General features: G+C 69.6%; 21 protein-coding genes. 14 read left to right on the top strand and 7 right to left on the bottom strand.

Annotation, left to right across the window (positions count from 1 at the left end; translation table 11 throughout):
* Nucleotides 1–160: 160 nt before the first annotated feature.
* On the bottom strand, nt 161–1,018 hold the full coding sequence (locus tag ACODR1_RS21410; RefSeq protein WP_488882237.1) for an ATP-grasp domain-containing protein: 858 nt from the start codon (nt 1,016–1,018) through the stop codon (nt 161–163).
* 144 nt (nt 1,019–1,162) lie between these two features.
* Between ACODR1_RS21410 and ACODR1_RS21405 the strand changes: the two genes are divergently transcribed.
* Genes ACODR1_RS21405 through ACODR1_RS21380 form a run of 6 tightly spaced genes read left to right on the top strand, consistent with a single transcriptional unit; the run spans nt 1,163 to nt 5,256 of the window.
* The gene (locus ACODR1_RS21405; RefSeq protein WP_488882236.1) at nt 1,163–2,152 is read left to right on the top strand and encodes an adenosine kinase; all 990 of its coding nucleotides are present in this window, start codon (nt 1,163–1,165) and stop codon (nt 2,150–2,152) included.
* Between the two features lie 37 nt (nt 2,153–2,189).
* The gene (gene hisB / locus ACODR1_RS21400; protein WP_101713144.1) at nt 2,190–2,780 is read left to right on the top strand and encodes an imidazoleglycerol-phosphate dehydratase HisB; all 591 of its coding nucleotides are present in this window, start codon (nt 2,190–2,192) and stop codon (nt 2,778–2,780) included.
* 10 nt (nt 2,781–2,790) lie between these two features.
* On the top strand, nt 2,791–3,432 hold the full coding sequence (gene hisH / locus ACODR1_RS21395) for an imidazole glycerol phosphate synthase subunit HisH (RefSeq protein ID WP_488882235.1): 642 nt from the start codon (nt 2,791–2,793) through the stop codon (nt 3,430–3,432).
* The gene (hisA, locus tag ACODR1_RS21390) at nt 3,420–4,154 is read left to right on the top strand and encodes a 1-(5-phosphoribosyl)-5-[(5-phosphoribosylamino)methylideneamino]imidazole-4-carboxamide isomerase (RefSeq protein ID WP_165832324.1); all 735 of its coding nucleotides are present in this window, start codon (nt 3,420–3,422) and stop codon (nt 4,152–4,154) included. The genes hisH and hisA overlap by 13 nt, the downstream gene beginning before the upstream one ends.
* The gene (hisF, locus tag ACODR1_RS21385) at nt 4,154–4,936 is read left to right on the top strand and encodes an imidazole glycerol phosphate synthase subunit HisF (protein WP_488882234.1); all 783 of its coding nucleotides are present in this window, start codon (nt 4,154–4,156) and stop codon (nt 4,934–4,936) included. The genes hisA and hisF overlap by 1 nt, the downstream gene beginning before the upstream one ends.
* Entirely contained in the window at nt 4,933–5,256 is a 324-nt protein-coding gene (locus ACODR1_RS21380) for a phosphoribosyl-ATP diphosphatase (protein WP_488882233.1), read from the top strand. Before hisF ends, ACODR1_RS21380 begins: the two co-directional genes overlap by 4 nt.
* Nucleotides 5,257–5,365: 109 nt before the next feature.
* On the opposite strand, the gene ACODR1_RS21375 is transcribed toward ACODR1_RS21380, so the two are convergent.
* The 3 genes from ACODR1_RS21375 to timA are packed head-to-tail and all read right to left on the bottom strand — an operon-like array spanning nt 5,366 to nt 7,699.
* On the bottom strand, nt 5,366–5,941 hold the full coding sequence (locus ACODR1_RS21375) for a Smr/MutS family protein (protein ID WP_488882232.1): 576 nt from the start codon (nt 5,939–5,941) through the stop codon (nt 5,366–5,368).
* Between the two features lie 4 nt (nt 5,942–5,945).
* Nucleotides 5,946–7,097, bottom strand: coding sequence for a murein transglycosylase A (mltA, locus tag ACODR1_RS21370; protein ID WP_488882231.1), 1,152 nt, complete (start codon nt 7,095–7,097; stop codon nt 5,946–5,948).
* Nucleotides 7,097–7,699: a TIM44-related membrane protein TimA gene (gene timA, locus ACODR1_RS21365; protein WP_488882230.1), complete on the bottom strand. Its 603-nt coding sequence runs from the start codon at nt 7,697–7,699 to the stop codon at nt 7,097–7,099. The genes mltA and timA overlap by 1 nt, the downstream gene beginning before the upstream one ends.
* A 165-nt stretch (nt 7,700–7,864) precedes the next feature.
* On the opposite strand from timA, the gene secB reads away from it, so the two are divergent.
* A complete protein-coding gene (secB, locus tag ACODR1_RS21360) occupies nt 7,865–8,359 on the top strand; it encodes a protein-export chaperone SecB (RefSeq protein ID WP_277796083.1) in 495 nt (164 codons plus the stop codon).
* 81 nt (nt 8,360–8,440) lie between these two features.
* Here secB and ACODR1_RS21355 read toward each other — a convergent pair whose 3' ends face one another.
* Nucleotides 8,441–9,127 carry a response regulator transcription factor gene (locus tag ACODR1_RS21355; RefSeq protein ID WP_058347127.1) on the bottom strand — a complete coding sequence of 229 codons (687 nt, stop codon included), beginning with the start codon at nt 9,125–9,127 and terminating at the stop codon, nt 8,441–8,443.
* A 67-nt stretch (nt 9,128–9,194) separates the two neighbouring features.
* Between ACODR1_RS21355 and ACODR1_RS21350 the strand changes: the two genes are divergently transcribed.
* Nucleotides 9,195–9,713 (top strand): L,D-transpeptidase family protein, encoded by a 519-nt coding sequence (locus ACODR1_RS21350; protein ID WP_488882261.1) that lies wholly within the window; start codon nt 9,195–9,197, stop codon nt 9,711–9,713.
* A 137-nt stretch (nt 9,714–9,850) separates the two neighbouring features.
* Here the strand turns inward: ACODR1_RS21350 and ACODR1_RS21345 are convergent, their stop codons facing one another.
* Nucleotides 9,851–10,495: a YggS family pyridoxal phosphate-dependent enzyme gene (locus ACODR1_RS21345; protein ID WP_488882229.1), complete on the bottom strand. Its 645-nt coding sequence runs from the start codon at nt 10,493–10,495 to the stop codon at nt 9,851–9,853.
* On the opposite strand from ACODR1_RS21345, the gene ACODR1_RS21340 reads away from it, so the two are divergent.
* Nucleotides 10,494–11,120 carry a thiamine phosphate synthase gene (locus ACODR1_RS21340; protein ID WP_488882228.1) on the top strand — a complete coding sequence of 209 codons (627 nt, stop codon included), beginning with the start codon at nt 10,494–10,496 and terminating at the stop codon, nt 11,118–11,120. The two genes, ACODR1_RS21345 and ACODR1_RS21340, sit on opposite strands and share 2 nt — an antisense overlap.
* Before the next feature lie 10 nt (nt 11,121–11,130).
* On the opposite strand, the gene ACODR1_RS21335 is transcribed toward ACODR1_RS21340, so the two are convergent.
* Entirely contained in the window at nt 11,131–11,553 is a 423-nt protein-coding gene (locus tag ACODR1_RS21335; protein WP_243410642.1) for an NtrZ family periplasmic regulatory protein, read from the bottom strand.
* 252 nt (nt 11,554–11,805) lie between these two features.
* On the opposite strand from ACODR1_RS21335, the gene ACODR1_RS21330 reads away from it, so the two are divergent.
* The 5 genes from ACODR1_RS21330 to murJ all read left to right on the top strand — a co-directional run bounded on the left by ACODR1_RS21330 (nt 11,806) and on the right by murJ (nt 18,576).
* Entirely contained in the window at nt 11,806–12,333 is a 528-nt protein-coding gene (locus tag ACODR1_RS21330; RefSeq protein WP_488882227.1) for a DUF3576 domain-containing protein, read from the top strand.
* A gap of 217 nt (nt 12,334–12,550) precedes the next feature.
* On the top strand, nt 12,551–15,154 hold the full coding sequence (leuS, locus tag ACODR1_RS21325; protein ID WP_488882226.1) for a leucine--tRNA ligase: 2,604 nt from the start codon (nt 12,551–12,553) through the stop codon (nt 15,152–15,154).
* A gap of 3 nt (nt 15,155–15,157) precedes the next feature.
* The gene (gene lptE / locus ACODR1_RS21320) at nt 15,158–15,652 is read left to right on the top strand and encodes an LPS assembly lipoprotein LptE (RefSeq protein WP_488882225.1); all 495 of its coding nucleotides are present in this window, start codon (nt 15,158–15,160) and stop codon (nt 15,650–15,652) included.
* Nucleotides 15,653–15,662: 10 nt separating this feature from the next.
* Entirely contained in the window at nt 15,663–16,712 is a 1,050-nt protein-coding gene (holA, locus tag ACODR1_RS21315; RefSeq protein WP_488882260.1) for a DNA polymerase III subunit delta, read from the top strand.
* A gap of 226 nt (nt 16,713–16,938) precedes the next feature.
* Nucleotides 16,939–18,576, top strand: a complete 1,638-nt coding sequence (gene murJ / locus ACODR1_RS21310) for a murein biosynthesis integral membrane protein MurJ (RefSeq protein ID WP_488882224.1) — start codon at nt 16,939–16,941, stop codon at nt 18,574–18,576.
* Nucleotides 18,577–18,673: the final 97 nt, after the last annotated feature.

Below are 18,673 nucleotides of genomic sequence, written 5' to 3'. Positions count from 1 at the left end.
TGCATGCGACGGGGCGGCTGCTGGCGGCATCGTGCGTGGTCCTCGTCCTTCGACAAGCTCAGGATGAGGACCATTTACAGGCTGGCGACAGTAGAAAACCTCATCCTGAGCTTGTCGAAGGACGAGGTTTTCATCTCGATCGCCGAATGTCGGTCCCGCTTTACAGCGCCGCCTTCACCGCCGCCGCAAAGGCCGCGCCGTGGTCGTGGGCGTGTTGGAGGAAGAGGTCCGGCTCGATGATCTCAAGTTCCATCAGTTGCGGGGTGTGGTCGAGGCCCCGGATCAGGTCGATGCGGGCATAGGTCAGCGGCTGGTCCAGCGCGTCCAGCACCATGTGGGCCGCGTGCAGCGCCTCGGGCTCGGGCGCGATCTCCGAGACCTTGCCGCCGTACTGCGGCTGCACCCTGAAGTCGCCTGGCACGGCCACCTTGGTCACCGCGTGGCTGAAGGCGCCGTCGAAGAAGAACAGCGACAGCTCGCCCTCCTCGCCCACCGCCGGCAGGAACGGCTGGATCAGGGCCGGGCCAGTCGGGGCGTCGGTCAGGTCGGGGTCGCGGCCCAGCTTCACCGTACGGTGCGAGCCGCCCGAGACCTGCGGCTTGGCCACCACCAGGTCGACCTGGAAGCGGTCGCGCGCCTCGGCGACCGCTTCGGGGGTCACCTTGTCCAGCGTGATGGTCGGCACCACGGGCGCGCCCTTGGCGGCCAGTTCGGACAGATAGGTCTTGGCGGTGTTCCAGCGCAGCAGGCCCGGCGGGTTGGCGGTGCGCACGCCGGCCGCCTCCAGGGCGTCGAGCCGCGCGTACCACTCCGGCTCGCGGTGGTGATAGCCCCAGGAGAGCAACGGCAGGACGATCCCCTGCTCGCCGGCCTCGACCGGATTGGTCCACGGGCGCGAGGCCACGGTGAGGCCCAGGGCCCGCAGCGGGGTGGCCAGACGTTCGAACAGCGGCGGCCAGCTCTGGGCGAAGCGCGGCTCGTCGGCGGCGGGAACCAGGATCAGGACGTCGGGCTGCATGATGCTCATGCGCCAAGGGTTAGAAAGCCTCAGGGCGCGGGGCAAGGCCTGCGTTGCCCAAGCCTGCGTTGCCCAAGCCTACGTTGCCATGGCCCTCCCCTTCCTTTACTTGCGGTCGGTCAATCTTCCCGGAACAGAGCAGACATGACCGCCCTCTACGACGTCGCCGCCATCGGCAACGCCATCGTCGACGTGATCGCCCAGTGCGACGACGCCTTCCTGGACGCCCAAGGACTGGTGAAGGGCTCGATGGCGCTGATCGACACGACGCGCGCCGCCAGCCTGTACGACGCCATGGCCGCCGGCATCGAGGCCTCGGGCGGCAGCGCGGCCAACACCCTGGCGGGCGTGGCCAGCTTCGGCGGCAAGGCCGCCTTCATCGGCAAGGTCGCCGACGACCAGCTGGGCCGGGTGTTCACCCACGACATGCGCGCCATCGGCGGCGTCTTCACCACCCCGCCCCTGGCCGAGGGCCCGGCCACGGCCCAGTGCCTGATCAACGTCACCCCCGACGCCCAGCGCACCATGTCGACCTATCTGGGCGCCTGCGTCGAGCTGACCGCCGCCGACGTCGACAAGGCCATCATCGAGGGCGCCCAGTACGCCTATCTCGAAGGCTACCTGTTCGACCCGCTGGAAGCCCGCCGCGCCTTCGCCAAGGCCGCTGCCCTGTCGCACGGCGCCGGTCGCAAGATCGCCATCACCCTGTCGGACAGCTTCGTCGTCGATCGTCACCGCGAGGCGCTGCTGGGCTTCGTCGAGACCCAGTGCGACGTCGTCTTCGCCAACGCCTCGGAAGTCTGCGCCCTGTTCCAGACCGACGACTTCGACGCGGCCGTGAAGGAACTGGCCAAGCGCGTCGAGATCGCCGCCGTCACGCGAAGCGAAAAGGGTTCGGTGGTCGCCTCCGGCGAGCACTTCCACGAAATCTCGGCCTTCCCCGTGGAAAAAGTCGTGGACACGACGGGCGCAGGCGACCAATACGCCGCAGGTTTCCTCTACGGCCTCTCCCAGGGGCGCTCGCTGGCCGACTGCGGCAAGCTGGGCTCGCTGGCCGCCGCCGAGGTCATCGCTCACTACGGTCCGCGTCCGCAGGTCAAGCTGCGCGACCTGGCCGCCCAGAACGGACTCTAACCACCCCAAGGTCTCAAGGGACCTTCAAGGACGAAGCATGGCCCGCACCGCTGAAGTGGTCCGCGAGACGAAGGAGACCCAGATCCGGGTCTGGATCGATCTCGACGGGACCGGCGCCTCGACGATCTCCACCGGCATTGGTTTCTACGACCATATGCTGGAGAGCTTCGCGCGCCACGGCGGCTTCGACCTGAAGATCGAGACCAAGGGCGACCTGCACATCGACATGCACCACACGGTGGAAGACACCGGGATCGTGCTGGGTCAGGCGATCAACAAGGCGCTGGATGGCTTCAAGGGCATCCGGCGCTTCGGCCACGCCTATATCCCGATGGACGAGACGCTGACGCGCTGCGCCATCGACCTGTCGAACCGCGCCTATCTGATCTGGAAGGTCGAGTTCAAGCGCCCCAAGGTCGGCGAGATGGACACCGAGCTCTTCAAGGAGTTCCACCACGCCTTCGCCATGAACTGCGGCGCGTGCATCCATCTCGAGACGCTCTACGGCGACAACACCCACCACGTGGCGGAAAGCGGCTTCAAGGCCCTGGCCCGCGCCCTGCGCCAGGCGGTGGAGTTCGACCCGAAGACCGGCGGCCAGGCGCCGTCGACCAAAGGCGTGCTGTAAGGCTCATACCATGCAGACCCTCGCCCTGATCGACTACGGGTCGGGCAACCTGCGATCGGCGGAGAAGGCCCTCAACGAGGCCGCCCGCCGTCGCGGCGTCGCCGCCGACATCGTCGTCACCGCCGATCCCGCCATCGTGGCCAAGGCCGACCGGGTGTTCCTGCCCGGCGTCGGCGCCTTCGCCTCGTGTCGCGCGGGCCTGGACGCCTCGGGTGTCTACGAGGCCATGAACGAGGCCGTGCACCAGCGCGGCGCGCCGTTCATGGGCATCTGCGTCGGCCACCAGCTGCTGGCCACCGAAGGCCTCGAGTTCGGCGTCACGCCGGGCCTCGACTGGATCGGCGGCCAGGTGAAGAAGCTTCAGCCGTCCGATCCCTCGCTGACCATCCCGCACATGGGCTGGAACGCGATCACCTTTTCGCGCGCTCATGCCCTGTTTACGGGCATCGAGGACGGCGCCCACATGTATTACGCCAATTCCTTCGCGCTCGACGCGGCCGACCCGGCCGACATCGTGGCGACCAGCGACCACGGCGGCGCGTTCGTCGCGGCGGTGGCCAAGGGGAATGTCGCGGGCGTACAATTCCACCCCGAAAAATCACAAGCCGCGGGGCTCACCCTGCTCGCCAACTTCCTGGAATGGCGCCCATGATCCTCTATCCCGCCATCGACCTGAAGGACGGCCAGTGCGTGCGTCTGCTGCACGGCGACATGGACAAGGCCACGGTCTTCAACAACAGCCCGGCAGACCAGGCCCAGCGCTTCGTCAAGGACGGCTTCTCGTGGCTGCACGTCGTTGACCTGAACGGCGCCATCGAGGGCAAGTCGGTCAACACGGCCGCCGTGCAGTCGATCCTGGAATCGATCTCGATCCCGGTGCAGCTGGGCGGCGGCATCCGCACGCTCGAAGGCATCGAGGCCTGGATCGAGGCCGGTGTGTCGCGCGTCATCCTGGGCACCGTGGCCGTCCATGACCCGGACCTGGTCCGTAAGGCCGCCCGCCTGTGGCCCGAGCAGATCGCCGTCGCCGTCGACGTGCGTGACGGCAAGGTCGCCATCGACGGCTGGACCGGCCTGTCGGACATCGACGCCATCACGCTTGGCAAGCGCTTCGAGGACGTGGGCGTGGCCGCCCTGATCGTCACCGACATCAGCCGCGACGGCGCCCTGACCGGCGTCAATGTCGAGGGCGTGGGCGAACTGGCCGACGCCGTCTCGATCCCGGTCATCGCCTCCGGTGGCGTGGCGGCAGTCGCCGACATCGAGCGCCTGAAGGCGCGCAAGGGCGTCGAGATCGCCGGGGCCATCCTGGGCCGCTCGCTCTACGCCGGCACGATCAAGCCGGCCGAAGCGCTGGTCGCGGCGGCCGCCTGATGCTGAAGACCCGGATCATCCCTTGCCTCGACGTCAAGGACGGCCGGGTCGTCAAGGGCGTCAACTTCGTCGACCTGCGCGACGCCGGTGATCCGGTCGAACAGGCCGCCGCCTACGACGCGGCCGGCGCCGACGAGTTGATGTTTCTCGACATCACCGCTTCCAGCGAGGGTCGCGGCTTGATCCTGGACGTGATCTCGCGCACCGCCGAGGTCTGCTTCATGCCCGTCTCGGTGGGCGGCGGCGTGCGCCAGGTGTCCGACATGCGCCGCCTGCTGCTGGCCGGGGCCGACAAGGTCTCGACCAACACCGCCGCCGTCGAGAACCCCGACCTGATCGCCGCCGGCGCCGACGCCTTCGGGGCGCAGTGCGTGGTGGTGGCCATCGACGCCAAGGCCCGCCCCGACGGCTCGGGCTGGAACGTCTGGACCTATGGCGGCCGCAAGGACACCGGCCTCGACGTCGTCGACTGGGCCGCCAAGGTGGTCGAGCGCGGCGCGGGCGAGATCCTGCTGACCTCGATGGACCGCGACGGCGCCAAGATCGGCTACGACATCCCCCTCCTCCAGGCGGTGACGGGTGCGGTCAACGTGCCGGTGATCGCCTCGGGCGGCGCGGGCAAGACCGAACATCTGGTCGAAGCCGCGCGCGACGGCCATGCCGCCGCCGTGCTGGCCGCCTCGATCTTCCACTTCGGCGAGATCTCGATCGGCGAGGCCAAGGCCGCCATGGCCGCCGCCGGCGTGCCGGTGCGCCTGGATCCCGTGAAGGTGGTCGCATGAGCCGCCTGTTCGAGGTCCTGGAGCGCCTGGCCGCCACGGTCGAAAGCCGCAAGGGCGGCGACCCGGGCGCGTCCTACACCGCCAAGCTGCTCAACGATCCGGCCCTGGCCGCCAAGAAGCTGGGCGAGGAAGCCGTCGAGACGGTCATCGCCGCCGTCGCCCAGGGCCCCGAAGCCCTGGCTTCGGAAAGCGCCGACCTGCTCTATCACTGGCTGGCCCTGATGGCCGCCTCGGGCGTCTCGCTCGACGCCGTGGCCGAGAAGCTCGAGGCCCGCGAGGGAACCTCCGGGCATGCGGAGAAGGCGGCTCGGCCGAAGTAGCAGTGCGTTTCCTCGTCCTTCGACAAGCTCGGGATGAGGAAAATTCAAGCGCCGAGGATCAGTAGAAATCCTCACCCTGAGCTTGTCGAAGGGCGGGGATTTCGCGCCCCTACCCCTTCAGCTTCAGCGCTACGTAGAGCGCCCCCTCGCCGCCGTGCCGCTGATCCGCTGGCGACACCCCGGCGATCATCTCGCGCAGGGCCGGATCGGCCAGCCATTCGGGGGTGCGCTGGCGCAGGACGCCGTGGCCGACCTTGCCCTTGCCGGTGATCACCAGCACCGCCCGGTGGCCCTCGTCCCAGGCGCGGCGGATGAACCGCTCCAGCGTGACGCGGGCCTGGTCCTGGTCGAGGCCGTGCATGTCCAGCCGCGCCCCGATCGGGTCGTGGGCCTTGACGATGCGGCGGCGGCGATTGGGCTCGATGCCCTCGGGGGGCGGCTTGGGCGCGGGCTTGGGCTTCAGCGCCTTGATCTCGGACGGGTCGATGCGCAGCGGGGCCACCGAGGCCAGATGGGTGGGCGGCTCGACGTCGGCGGCGTGGGCCAGCAGATCGGCCTTGCCGGGGCGGATCCGGGCCTTGTCGCGCATCTTCAGCGCCTTTTCGGGCGCGCGGCCCGTCACCGTCGAGGCCACCAGACGCCAGAGGCGCTGGCCATCGTCTTCCGGCGGCCGCCGCTTGCTCATCGGACTAGGGCTGGATCTGGGGGACCAGCCGCCACAGGCGCAGGTCGTGGCGCACGCGGCCGGCTTCGGTCCCGGCCGCCTGGCCGGTGCCCATATAGAGGTCGGCGCGCACCTGGCCCTTGATCGCCCCGCCGGTGTCCAGCGCCACGACGGCGCGGCGATAGGTCGGGAAGGCGCCGGCCAGCTTCGGGGCGCTGGCGTCGATCCAGAAGAGGCCGCCCATGGCGTGCTGGCTGGGGTCGACGGCGATGGCGCGGCCGGCCGGCAGCGGCACGTTGGCCGCGCCCGTGGCCTGGCGGCCGTCGTCGGGCAGGGTCTGGAAGAAGATGTAGCGCGGGTTCAGCTGCATGATCGCATCGGCCTTGGGACCGCGATTGGCCGCCAGCCAGCCGCGGATGGCCTCGCCCGAGGTGTTGCCGTCGCTCAGCAGGCCTTGGTCGCGCATGGCCGTGGCGATGCCGACGAAGGGCTTGCCGTTGTGGGCGGCGAAGGCGGCGCGCACGCGGCGGCCGTCGGGCAGGGTCAGGACGCCAGAGCCCTGGATCTGCAGGAAGAAGAGGTCCTCGGGCCGCATCCAGGCCAGGGGGCGGTCCAGCGGCGAGGCCTCGATGACGGCGCGGTCGTCGTAGGGCACGAAGGTCGCGCCGGCGACGCGGCCGGCTACGGTCTTGCCCTTCAGGCTCGGATCGAAAGCGCCGAGGTCGAGCATGGCCAGGTCGGCCGGCCGGCCGCGCACAGGGGCGCTGAACTCGGCCGAGCGCGACATGCGGGCTTCGTATTCGGGGGCGAAATAGGCGGTCAGCAGGCCCTGGCCCGAAACGGCCTCGGGACGGAAATTGGCTTCCAGGAACTGGCGGGCGCGGGCGTCGTCGACCGGGCCGGCGGCCTTGGCGCGGCGGCAGACCTCGGCCGTGGCCGGGTCCTTGGCGACGCCGCAGGTCTCGCGGAAGGCCTGCAGGGCGGCGGCGTGGTCTTCCTCGTTCCAGCCCTGAAGCGCCGAGAAGCTTGCCGGCGACGGCGTCGTCGGCGGCTGCGGAACAGGCGTGGTGGGCGTCGTCGGCGGCGTGGCCGGGGCGACCGGAGGCGGCGGCGCGGTCGTCGTACAGGCGGCCAGCACCAGGGCGGCCGCCGCCAGCGTCAGGACGGAACGCAACATCAGGCTTCGGCGACCGCGACGCGCACCAGGGTCCAGTTGGGGTCGCGGCTCTTGAGGTCGCGCTCGAAGGTCCACAGGTCGGCCGTGCGGCGGTCGTCGACCGCCTCGCCGGCGGCGCTGGTCGAGCGGGTGCGCACTTCGGCCAGGATGCGAACCACCGCGCGGGCGGTGTCGCCCTGCACCTCGGCGCTGTCGAGGTCCATGCGCGGCGGGGCCAGGATCTCGACGCTTTCGGTGCGGCCCTCGGCCTCGCGGGCGGCCATGGCGCCTTCGAAATTGGCCATCACGTCGGACGCCAGCAGCGGCTTCAGCGTCTCGCGGTCACCGGCGGCGAAGGCCTTGAGGATCATCTCGTAGGCGTAGCGGGCGCCCGACAGGAAGCGGCCGGGGTCGAAGTCGGGCTGGCGAGCGCGCAGGGCGGCGAGGCCCGTGGCGTTGACCGGGATCGCCGTCTCGGCGCTGTCGGCCGGACGGGTGGCGGCCGGGGCGGCCACCGGGGCGGGCGTGTCCTCGGGCTGACGCCCCACCCGGCGACCGAGAGTGGCGTAGAGTTGGTAGAGGACGACGGCGGCGAGCACCGCGAAGACGATCAGTTCAAGCACGACAAGTTCCGCATCGGGGCCGTCGATTGAGACGACAGCCTTCCTATATAGGCCAAGCGACCGCCCGCGTCAGGCGCCTGACGTTGCACGGCGTTCTCCCGCATGTTAGCAGCGCCGCTCACGCCTAACGGCCGATATGCCGCGCCGAGTATGGAAAAACCCTTCATGACCGATACCAACGGCGCTCCGCCCGCCGCCCAGGACGACAACGAAGCGGCCGCCGCCGGGATCCGCATCGTCGCCCAGTTCGTTCGCGACCTGTCGTTCGAAAACCCGCTCGCGCCGGACTCGCTGCGCGCCTCGGCCACTCAGCCGGCCATCGACATGGGTGTCGAGATGAACGCCCGCGGTCGCGCCGACGGCCTGTTCGAAGTCGACCTGAAGCTGTCGGCTCGCGCCGAGCGCGACGGCCAGGCGGTGTTCCACGTCGAAGTCGTCTATGGCGGCCTGTTCCAGATCGCCGGCGTGCCGGAAGAGGCCCTCGAGCAGGTCCTGCTGATCGAGTGCCCGCGCTTCCTGTTCCCGTTCGCTCGTCGCCTGATCGCCGACGTCACCAGCGAAGGCGGCTTCCCGCCCTTCCTGATCGACCCGATCGACTTCGCCGGCGTCTATGCCGCGCGCAAGGCCCAGGCCGACGCCGGCCAGGTCGGCAACGCCTGATTTCAGGCTGACGACCCTGAGAACGAAGAAGGCCCGGAGCAGCGATGCTCCGGGCCTTTCTTTTTGGGTCCCCTAATGGGCCTACGGCTGAAGCCGGTAGCCGCCCGCCTCGGTGATCAGGATCCGCGCCGTGGCCGGATCGGGCTCGATCTTCTGGCGCAGGCGATAGACGTGAGTCTCCAGCGTATGGGTGGTGACGCCGGCGTTGTAGCCCCAGACCTCGGTCAGCAGCTCCTCGCGCGACACCGGCTTGGAGCCGGCGCGGTAGAGGTACTTGAGGATGTTGGTTTCCTTCTCGGTCAGCCGAACCTTCTTCTGCTTGTCGTCGACGAGCAGCTTGGCCGAGGGGCGAAACTCGTAGGGGCCGATGCGGAACAGCGCGTCTTCCGAGGCCTCGTAGCTGCGCAGCTGGGCGCGGATGCGGGCCAGGAGCACGCCGAAGCGGAAGGGTTTGGTGACATAGTCGTTGGCGCCCGATTCCAGGCCCAGGATCGTGTCGCTGTCGCTGGCGGCGGCGGTGAGCATGATCACCGGTGCGGTGACGCCGTTCTTGCGCATCAGCCGGCAGGCCTCGCGGCCGTCCATGTCGGGCAGGTCGACGTCGAGCAGGATCAGGTCCGGCTTGATCTCGCGGGCCTGCCGCACGCCTTCGCCGGCGGTCGGGCACTCGGCCACGGCGAATTCCTCGTGCAGGGCGAGCTGTTCGGCCAGGGCGCCGCGCAGGTCGTCGTCGTCGTCGATGAGAAGCAGGGTCTTGCGTTGCGCCATGAGGCGGAACATGACCGCTACGAGGCCCGGCGCCAAGGGGCGCGGGCTTGCGGGAGCGGGGTTTGCGATGATCTTCCAGGCGCGTTCGGTCCAAAACGGCGCTGTCATAGACCTCGGCGACGGCCGGATCGTGCGCTGCGCCCTGGGCAAGGCCGGGGTGATCACCGCCCCCGACAAGCGCGAGGGCGACAACAAGAGCCCGCTGGGGACCTGGGCGATCCGCCAGGTGCTCTACCGCCCCGACGTCTATCCGGAGGGCCCGAAGACGGCCCTGCCCACGGCCCCCATTGCCCCCGACGACGGCTGGTGCGATGCGCCGGGAGATCCGAACTACAACCGCCCCGTCAAGCTGCCCTACCCGGCCAGCGCAGAGCGCATGTGGCGCGACGACGGCGTCTACGACCTGGTGGGGATCCTGGCCCACAACGACGAGCCGCCGGTTCCGGGCCTGGGCTCGGCGATCTTCCTGCACCTGGCGCGCGACGGCTATCCCGGCACCGAGGGTTGCGTGGCCCTGGCGCGGGCCGATATCGAGGCGTTGCTGACGAAGGCCGCGCCGGGGGACGCGATCGGGATTTCGGAGTGAGATGCTCCCCCTGAAGGGGGAGCTGTCGCGAAGCGACTGAGGGGGAAGTGAGTGATGACTAGGCGCGGTATCGGCGTCAGGAGGTACTTCCCCCTCCGGCCCTCCGGGCCACCTCCCCCTTCAGGGGGAGGATCTTCCTACCGCGCCCCGAACAGCGCTGAGCCCACCCGCACCGAGGTGGCCCCGCAGGCGATGGCGGTCTCGAAGTCGTCGCTCATGCCCATCGACAGCTTCGCAAGCCCATTGCGGGCGGCGATGTCGGCGAGCATCCGGAAATGCGGTGCGGGGTCCTCGTCGGCCGGCGGGATGCACATCAGGCCCTCCACGGAAAGCCCGTAGACGCCCCGGCAGGCGGCGATGAAGGTGTCGGCCTCGACCGGCGTCACGCCGGCCTTCTGCGGCTCCTCGCCCGTATTGACCTGGGCGTAGAGGCGCGGGGCCGTCCCCTGCGCCTGGACCTCGTCGGCCAGCACCCGGGCCAGCTTCTCGCGATCGAGCGTCTCGATGACGTCGAAGAAGGCCACGGCGTCGCGGGCCTTGTTGGTCTGTAGCGGCCCGATCAGCCGCAGCTCAATCTGCTCGCGCAGCGGCGTCCAACGCTCCCTGGCCTCCTGCACGCGGTTCTCGCCGAAAACCCGCTGGCCCCCGTCGAACACAGGGGCGATATGGTCCCACGGCTGCAGCTTCGACACCGCCACCAGCTGGGCGGCGTCGGCGGGGCGGCCGGCCGCGAGGGCGGCGGCGGCGATGCGGGATCGGATGGCGTTCAGGGCTTCGGACATGGCGGACCAGGAAACAGGCAGTCTGGAGACCCTCTCTAGAACGGCCGCGCGGCTTCGCCCATGGGTCTGGCCGGGCGATCCCCTGCCGCGCCTGCTGTTTTTCACCGATCCGGTGCGGGTTCCCGATCCAGAGGCCGTCGCCGAGCGCCTGCCGGCGGGCGCGGGGATCGTCTACCGGCCCTTCGACGCGCCCGATGCGGTAGAGCGTGGCCTGCGCTTGGCCGTGATCGCCCGCCGTCGAGGCTTGCTGCTGCTGGCCGGCGCCGATCCGGCCCTGGCCGAGGCGATCGGCGCGCAAGGCGTGCATCTGCCCCAGCGTCTGGCGGACAGCGCGGCCGATATCCGCAAGGCCCATCCCTCGTGGCGGACAACGGCGGCGGCGCACGACGCCCCGGCCGTGCGGGCGGCGCAGCTGGCCGGCGTCGAGGCGGTGGTCGTCTCGCCGGTCTTTCCCAGCAACAGCCCTTCGGCCGGCGCCCTGCTGGGCGTCCCGGGCCTGGCGGCGATCACGGCGGGCGCGGCTTTGCCGGTCTACGCCCTGGGCGGCGTCAACGCGAAAACCGCCGACGCGCTGGTCGGCGCGGGCGTCTATGGCCTGGCAGGGATCGAAGGGTTCGGCGCCTGAGCGCCGAAGATCAGAACTTGAACGCCGTTTCCAGCTTCACGCGGGGCGCGGGCTCGCGGGTTTCGTTCTTGCGGGCGGCGGCCACGGGGTTGTTCTCGCCCAGGGCCACGGCGCCGCCGACGCGGATCGACGGGGTGACCTTGTAGTAGGCCCCGGCCTGGACGTCCTTCAGCTCCATCTCGCGGCCCACGGGCTGGTCGAGGTCGAGCTTGAGGCCCCACTTGCCCTTGCGGGCGTCGAATTCGAGGGTCTTCTTGGGGTTCTGCGGGCTGAACGGCGCACCTTGCGCCCCGGTGAAGTCGTTCTTCACCGTGAAGTCGGCGGTGGCCGGCGCGGTACGGGTCTTGGTCTGAGCATGAGCCAGCGAAGCCGATCCCGTGAGGATCAGCGCGGCGGCGCCCGCCAAGACGAATTGCGTCGCGACCTTCGTCACTCGACACCCATTCCCCAAAAATAACCCCTGCCCGAACCCTATATAGGTACGGACACCCTGAAAGCCGAATAAAGGCCTTGGTACAACGCGGTCAACAGGGCTTGGATCACGCTGATCGTCGCAGGTTACGATTCAAGCGGCGCCTGTGGCGGTCATGTCACGCGATTCCTGTTTTGACGCAGCGCGGCCATGCTATAGACGCGTTCCGGCTGCGGGGGCGCGCCTGGGCTGCGCGCACGCGCCGGCAGATTTTTGGAGCGAGGTACTATGGCGTTTGAGCGTGGGTCCATGTTGCGCGGCGTCGCCGCCGGCGTGCTGGCTCTGTCGGTTCTCGGCGTGGGCGCGTGCAGCAGCAACAAGCCGCCCAAGACCTTCACCAGCCAGAGCGAAGAGCCCGGTTTCCGGCCTTTCGGCCTGTTCAAGAAGAGCCCCAAGGCCGCCGCGAGCGAAGGCTCGATCGGCGTCAACGGCTTCCTGTGGCGCGCGTCGCTGGACACCCTGGCCTTCATGCCGCTGGCCTCGGCCGACCCGTACGGCGGCGTGATCGTCACCGACTGGTACATCAACCCGGAAAAGCCCGACGAGCGCTTCAAGGCCACCGTCTACATCCTGGACACCCGCCTGCGCGCCGACGGCCTGAACGTCACGATCTTCAAGCAGGCCAAGGACGCCTCGGGCGCCTGGGTCGACACGGCCGCCTCCGACCAGACGGCGACCGACATCGAGAACGCCATCCTGACCCGCGCGCGTCAGCTTCGTCTCTCGAACATCCGGAACTAAGGGCTCTTCAAGTCCCGAAGGATCCGCGCGGGAGCCCCTCGTCTGGCGACAAGGGGCTCCCGTTCGCATATTTAGGCGCGCCCCGGCCGCGAAACCGCTTATGAGCATTGCGGAACGCGACCATCTTTTAAAAGTTGGAGCGCGCCCGAGCGGGTTAACCGCTCGCACTTAACCCTGGCGCGCTCTCGCGCATCGACCGCTAGCTCTTCTGGTTTCCATGGCCCGCTACAATCCCAAAGACACCGAGCCGAAGTGGCGCGCCGCCTGGGCGAACGCCAACACCTTCCTGACGCCGATCGCTCCCGACGCGCGTCCGAAGTATTACGTGCTCGAGATGTTCCCCTACCCGTCGGGGCGCATCCACATGGGCCATGTGCGCAACTACGCCATGGGCGACGTCGTGGCCCGCTACAAGCGCGCCCAGGGCTTCAACGTGCTGCACCCGATGGGCTGGGACGCTTTTGGCATGCCCGCCGAGAACGCGGCCATGGAGCGCGGCGTCCACCCCAAGGGCTGGACCTACGACAACATCGCCTCGATGCGCGAGCAGCTGAAGGCCCTGGGCCTGTCGGTCGACTGGTCGCGCGAGTTCGCCACCTGCGACCCGGAATACTACGGCAAGCAGCAGGCCTGGTTCCTGCGCCTGCTGAAGCGCGGCCTGGTCTACCGCAAGGAAGCCTCGGTCAACTGGGATCCGGTCGACATGACCGTGCTGGCCAACGAGCAGGTCATCGACGGCAAGGGCTGGCGCTCGGGCGCGACGGTCGAGAAGCGCAAGCTGACCCAGTGGTTCCTGCGCATCACCGACTATGCCGACGCCCTGATCGATGGCCTGAAGACCCTGGATCGCTGGCCCGAGAAGGTCCGCATCATGCAGGAGAACTGGATCGGCCGGTCCACGGGCCTGCGCTTCAAGTTCGAATTCGCCAATTCCAATGGGGGCGAAGCGCCGGACGGCCTGGCCGAGGGCCTGGAAGTCTACACCACCCGTCCCGACACCCTGTTCGGCGCCAGCTTCGTGGGCATCGCCCCCGAGCACCCGCTGGCCGAGCAGCTGGCGGTCGAGAACCCCGACCTGCAGGCGTTCATCGCCGAATGCCGGAAAGGCGGGACTTCGGAGGCCGACATCGAGGGCGCCGAGAAGCTGGGTCGCGACACCGGCCTGCGCGTGAAGCACCCGCTGGACCCGTCGATCACCCTGCCGGTGTGGATCGCCAACTTCATCCTGATGGACTACGGCACGGGCGCGATCTTCGCCTGCCCGGCCCATGACCAGCGCGACCTGGACTTCGCCCGCAAGTACGACCTGCCGGTGCTGCCGGTAGTGCTGCCGAACGGCGAGGATCCGGCGACCTTCACGGTCGGCAAGGAGGCCTATGTCGGCCCCGGCAAGATCTTCAACTCCGAGTTCCTGGACGGGATGGAGGTCGAGGCCGCCAAGACCGAGGCCGTCTCGCGGATCGAAGCCGCCGGCCAGGGCCAGGGCGCGACCGTCTATCGCCTGCGGGACTGGGGCGTCAGCCGCCAACGCTACTGGGGCTGCCCGATCCCGGTCATCCACTGCGAGGCCTGCGGCCCCGTGGCCGTGCCGGAAGACCAGCTGCCGGTGACCCTGCCCGAGGACGTCACCTTCGATCCCAACAAGCCGGGCAATCCGCTGGTGCGGCACCCGACCTGGAAGCACGTCGCCTGCCCGTCGTGCGGCGCTCCGGCCGAGCGCGAGACCGACACGCTGGACACCTTCGTCGACAGCAGCTGGTACTTCGCCCGCTTCACCGACCCGACCGCGGCCGAGCCGATCGACAAGACCTGCGCCGACCACTGGATGCCGGTCGACCAGTATATCGGCGGCGTCGAGCACGCGGTGCTGCATCTGCTGTACGCCCGCTTCATCACCAAGGCGCTGAAGGACGAGGGCCTGCTGTCGGTGGACGAGCCGTTCGCGGGTCTGTTCACGCAAGGCATGGTCACCCACGAGGCCTACAAGGACGAGGCCGGCGACTGGGTCGAGCCGTCGGACGTGGTGATCACCGCGGAAGGCAATGTCCGCACCGCCAGGCACGCCAGGACCGGCGCGCCGATCGTCATCGGCGACATCGAGAAGATGTCGAAGTCCAAGAAGAACGTCGTCGCGCCCGAAGACATCTTCGAGGCCTACGGCGTCGACGCCGCGCGCCTGTTCGTGATGAGCGACAGCCCGCCCGAGCGTGACGTGCAGTGGAGCAACTCGGGCGTCGAGGGCTCGTGGCGCTTCACCCACCGCCTGTGGAACGAGTTCGACAGCCAGCCGGCCGGCGACTTCGCCCACGACGACGCCGACGAGACGGCCCTGGCCCTGCGCAAGGCGGCCCACAAGCTGATCGGCTTCGTCACCGACAGCATCGAGGGCTTCCGCTTCAACAGCGGCGTGGCGCGCCTGTACGAGTTCCTGAACGCCCTGAAGGCCGCTCCGGCGGAAGGTGGTTCGAACGCCGTGCTGGCGGCCCGCGCCGAGGCGCTGGACATCCTGGCCCGCCTGGTGGCGCCGTTCACGCCTCACCTGGCCGAGGAGGCCTGGGTGCGCCTGGGCCGCACCGGCATGGTGGTCGATGCGCCGTGGCCCAAGGCCGATCCGGCCCTGGCCGCCGACGACGAGCGCGTGCTGCCGATCCAGATCAACGGCAAGCGCCGCGGCGAGATCAAGGTCAAGGTCGGCGCCCCGGACGACGAGGTGCAGAAAATCGCTCTGGCGGATCCCGCCGTCATGGCCCACCTTGAGGGCGTCACGGTCCGCAAGGTGATCGTGGTCAAAGACCGCATCGTCAACATCGTGGCGAACTGATCCATGAAGCGTCTCCTGGCGGCCGCCGCCCTGCTCTCGACCCTGGCCCTGTCGGCTTGCGGCTTCACGCCGCTCTACGGCCAGCAGGGCGTAACCGGCGGCCTGGGCGCGATCGAGGTGGTGGCGGCCGAGGGCCGCGCCGGCTACCTGCTGCGCGAGCAGCTGGAAGACGCGCTGGCGCGGAACCCCAACGTGCTGCCCTCGCACCGCCTGACCTACAAGGTCGAGGAGCGGCGCTACGCTCGCGGCGTCCGCGTCGACAACGTGGCCAACCGTTACGAGCTCAACATGAAGGTCGAGTGGAAGCTCACCGACACGACGACGGGCTCGGACGTGCGCAAGGGAACGACGACGGCGGTGGTCACCTATGACTCCGCCGACCAGCCCTACGCCGCCATCGCCGCCCAGCAGGACGGCCAGGAACGCGCCGCCGCCGAGGTCGCCCGCAAGATCCAGCTGGACCTGGCCTCGTGGCTGGCCGGCAAGGCGCCCGCCTGACCTCGTGGCCATTCTTTCCAAGCGGCAGGAGGTCGAGCGGTTCCTGAGGGAGCCCTCCCCCGACATTCGCGCCGTCGTCATCTACGGCAAGGATCGTGGCGTGGTGCGCGACCGCGCCACCCAGCTTGCCCACAAGGTGGTCGAGCGGCCTGACGATCCCTTCGACACCGCCCTGCTGACCGAGGGCGACCTCGACAGCCAGCCTGGCCGCCTGGAAGACGAGCTGGCCGCCCTGTCGATGATGGGCGGCAAGCGCCTGGTGCGCCTGCGGCTGATGGGTGAGAAGGCCGGTCCCGACAAGCAGGCCGCCGAGGCCCTGACGGCCCATGTCGAGGGGCGGCTGAACCCCGAAGCCTTCTTCCTGGTCGAGGCCGGGGCCCTGGGGCGCGACTCCACCCTGCGCAAGACGGCCGAGAAGGCCGGCGGCTGCTACGTCATCCCCTGCTACGAGGACGAGGTCGGCGACATGGCGCGCCTGACCCGCGACGCCCTCTCGCGCGACGGGGTCAGCCTGAACGGCGAGGCCCTGGACCTGTTCGTCAATCGCCTGCCCAAGGAGCGCGGCGTCGCCCGCGCCGAGATCGAGCGGCTGGCGCTGTACCTGGGCCCCAACAGCGGCGTGGTCGCGACCCCCGCCGACCTGACCGACTTCCTCGGCGTCGAGCCCGAGGCCTCGCTCAGCGACGCCGCCGCCGACGCCTTCGGCGGCAAGATCGCCGCGGCCCAGGCGGGCCTGCGTCGCGCCGCCCAGGAAGGCGAGGGCGGTCCGGCCGCCGTGCGCGCCATGGGCTACTATCTGGGGCGCCTGCGCCGCACCCTGACCCTGCACAAGAACGGCGTCGACCTGGGCGCTGCCGCCAAGGCCTCGGGCGTGTTCTGGAAGACCGAGCGCGAGTTCCTGCGCCAGGCCCGCGCGTGGACGCTCGAACATCTTCTGACCGTGCAGCAGGACATCCTGGTCGCCGACAAGGCCTGCAAGACGTCAGGGTCTCCAGACCAGCTGATCGCCGAGCGCCTGGCCCTGCAGATCGCGGGGCGGGCGCGGCGGCTGGGGCTGTAGGAAGGATCCTCCCCCTCTGGGGGAGGTGGCCCAGGGGGCCGGAGGGGGGGGCGTTTTCAGCTTTCGAAGCATCGGAAGTTCATCGCCCGCTCCCCCACCGATCGCTGCGCGATCGCCTCCCCCACAGGGGGAGGTTCTCAGACCTCCAATGCACTTTCCGTCAAACCTCGGTGCAGGCCGCGCGCCCCCGCTTGACGCCCTCACGCGCAGCGCCCAGAAGCCGGACGTGACCGACACCTCCGCCGCGCCCGAACCGACGTCCGCCCCGCCCGTCAAGAAGGGCGGAGGGCTGCTGAAATCGTCGATGATCTATTCCGGCCTGACCCTGGTCAGTCGGCTGATGGGCTTCGTGCGCGACCTGGCGATCTCGTATCGCATGGGGGCCAGCGCCACGCCGGCCGCCGACGCCTTCAATACGGCGCTGGCCTTCCCCAACCTCTTCCGCCGCTTCTTCGCCGAGGGCGCCTTCGCGGCCGCCTTCGTGCCGGCCTACGCCAAGTCGCTGCAGGAGGACGGCGAGGACAAGGCCGACGTCATGGCCGCCGACGCCATGGCCACCCTGGCGGCGGCCACCATCATCATCACCGTGATCTGCCAGTTGGCCATGCCCTGGCTGATGATGCTGATCAGCCCCGGCTTCGCCGCCGATCCGGCCAAATACAAGCTGGCCGTGCTGCTGACCCAGATCACCATGCCCTACCTGCCGTGCATGGCCATCGTGGCGCACCTGTCGGGCGTGCTGAACGCCCGTGATAGGTTCATCCTGTCGGCCGGCGCGCCGGTGCTGCTGAACATCGCCACCCTGATCTTCATCCTGCCGCAGGCCGACGCCGTCTCGGCCGCCACCTGGGGCTCGGTGGGCGTGATCGTCGCCGGCGTCGCCCAGGCGGCCCTGCTGGTCTGGGGCGTCAACAAGTCCGGCGCCAAGGTCCACTGGCGGCTGCCCCGTCTGACGCCCGAGGTGAAGGCCCTGATCGGCAAGGCCATTCCCGGCGCCCTGGCGGCCAGCGCCACCCAGGTCAACATCTTCATCTCCGGCGCCCTGGCCAGCCACGTTCCCGGGGGCCGCACCTGGCTGGCCACTGCCGATCGCCTCTACCAGCTGCCGCTGGGCCTGGTGGGCGTGGCCATCGGCGTGGCCTTGCTGCCGCGCCTGGCGCGGGCGGTGAACACCGGCGACGGCGACGACGCCCAGAGCGCCATGGACCAGGCCATCGCTCTTGCGCTCGCGTTCACCCTGCCGGCCGCCGCGGCCCTGGTGGCCATGCCCGGCTTCCTGTCGGACGGCCTCTACACCCGCGGCGAGTTCACCGCCTTCGACGCCAGCCAGACGGCGTCGGCGCTGTTCTTCTACGGCCTGGGCACCCCGGCCTTCGTGCTGCAGCAGCTCTATTCGCGGGCCTTCTTCGCGCGCGGCGACACCAAGACGCCGATGCGGTTCGCCCTGATCTCGGTGGCGGTGAACATCGCCTTCGGCATCGTGCTGTTCAACTTGATGGGCGTGAAGGGCATCGCCGCGGCGACCGCCATCGCCTCGTGGCTCAATGTCGGCCAGATGGCCTTCACCCTCTGGCGCAAGGGCCACTACGGCCCGTCGGGCCAGACCTGGTCGCGGGTGACCCGCATCCTGCTGGCCAGCGTCGGCATGGGCCTGGTCCTGGCCGCCGCCTCGCACTGGCGGCCGCTGATCGAAGCGCCGCTGGAAGCGCTGGGCCTGCGCGGCCGTGTGATCGGCGCCAAGGAAGTCGCCCTCGTCCTGACCGTTCTGGTCGGCGGCGGCCTCTATTTCCCGCTGCTGTTCCTGTTCGGCGGGGTCAAGCCGAGCGAGCTGAAGGCCGCCCTGCGGCGCGGCAAGGCAACCTAGAGCCTTGTCCGGCGCGCGCGGGGACGGTAACGAGCATGCCCATGGTAATGATCGGTTCCCCCGCGCCGCGATGGCGCAGCTTCCGCTGAACCCGATC

The organism is Caulobacter sp. FG7 (genome assembly GCF_057808875.1).
Note: the sequence above shows the minus strand (reverse complement) of the source record. Positions and strands in the feature narration are given on the sequence as shown.

What these genes read in the sequence shown, in the direction of transcription:
- ACODR1_RS21410 (WP_488882237.1), bottom strand. Translation starts at nt 1,018, where the DNA reads ATGCAGCCCGACGTCCTGATCCTGGTTCCCGCCGCCGACGAGCCGCGC.
- ACODR1_RS21405 (WP_488882236.1), top strand. Translation starts at nt 1,163, where the DNA reads ATGACCGCCCTCTACGACGTCGCCGCCATCGGCAACGCCATCGTCGAC.
- hisB (WP_101713144.1), top strand. Translation starts at nt 2,190, where the DNA reads ATGGCCCGCACCGCTGAAGTGGTCCGCGAGACGAAGGAGACCCAGATC.
- hisH (WP_488882235.1), top strand. Translation starts at nt 2,791, where the DNA reads ATGCAGACCCTCGCCCTGATCGACTACGGGTCGGGCAACCTGCGATCG.
- hisA (WP_165832324.1), top strand. Translation starts at nt 3,420, where the DNA reads ATGGCGCCCATGATCCTCTATCCCGCCATCGACCTGAAGGACGGCCAG.
- hisF (WP_488882234.1), top strand. Translation starts at nt 4,154, where the DNA reads ATGCTGAAGACCCGGATCATCCCTTGCCTCGACGTCAAGGACGGCCGG.
- ACODR1_RS21380 (WP_488882233.1), top strand. Translation starts at nt 4,933, where the DNA reads ATGAGCCGCCTGTTCGAGGTCCTGGAGCGCCTGGCCGCCACGGTCGAA.
- ACODR1_RS21375 (WP_488882232.1), bottom strand. Translation starts at nt 5,941, where the DNA reads ATGAGCAAGCGGCGGCCGCCGGAAGACGATGGCCAGCGCCTCTGGCGT.
- mltA (WP_488882231.1), bottom strand. Translation starts at nt 7,097, where the DNA reads ATGTTGCGTTCCGTCCTGACGCTGGCGGCGGCCGCCCTGGTGCTGGCC.
- secB (WP_277796083.1), top strand. Translation starts at nt 7,865, where the DNA reads ATGACCGATACCAACGGCGCTCCGCCCGCCGCCCAGGACGACAACGAA.
- ACODR1_RS21355 (WP_058347127.1), bottom strand. Translation starts at nt 9,127, where the DNA reads ATGGCGCAACGCAAGACCCTGCTTCTCATCGACGACGACGACGACCTG.
- ACODR1_RS21350 (WP_488882261.1), top strand. Translation starts at nt 9,195, where the DNA reads ATGATCTTCCAGGCGCGTTCGGTCCAAAACGGCGCTGTCATAGACCTC.
- ACODR1_RS21340 (WP_488882228.1), top strand. Translation starts at nt 10,494, where the DNA reads ATGGCGGACCAGGAAACAGGCAGTCTGGAGACCCTCTCTAGAACGGCC.
- ACODR1_RS21345 (WP_488882229.1), bottom strand. Translation starts at nt 10,495, where the DNA reads ATGTCCGAAGCCCTGAACGCCATCCGATCCCGCATCGCCGCCGCCGCC.
- leuS (WP_488882226.1), top strand. Translation starts at nt 12,551, where the DNA reads ATGGCCCGCTACAATCCCAAAGACACCGAGCCGAAGTGGCGCGCCGCC.
- lptE (WP_488882225.1), top strand. Translation starts at nt 15,158, where the DNA reads ATGAAGCGTCTCCTGGCGGCCGCCGCCCTGCTCTCGACCCTGGCCCTG.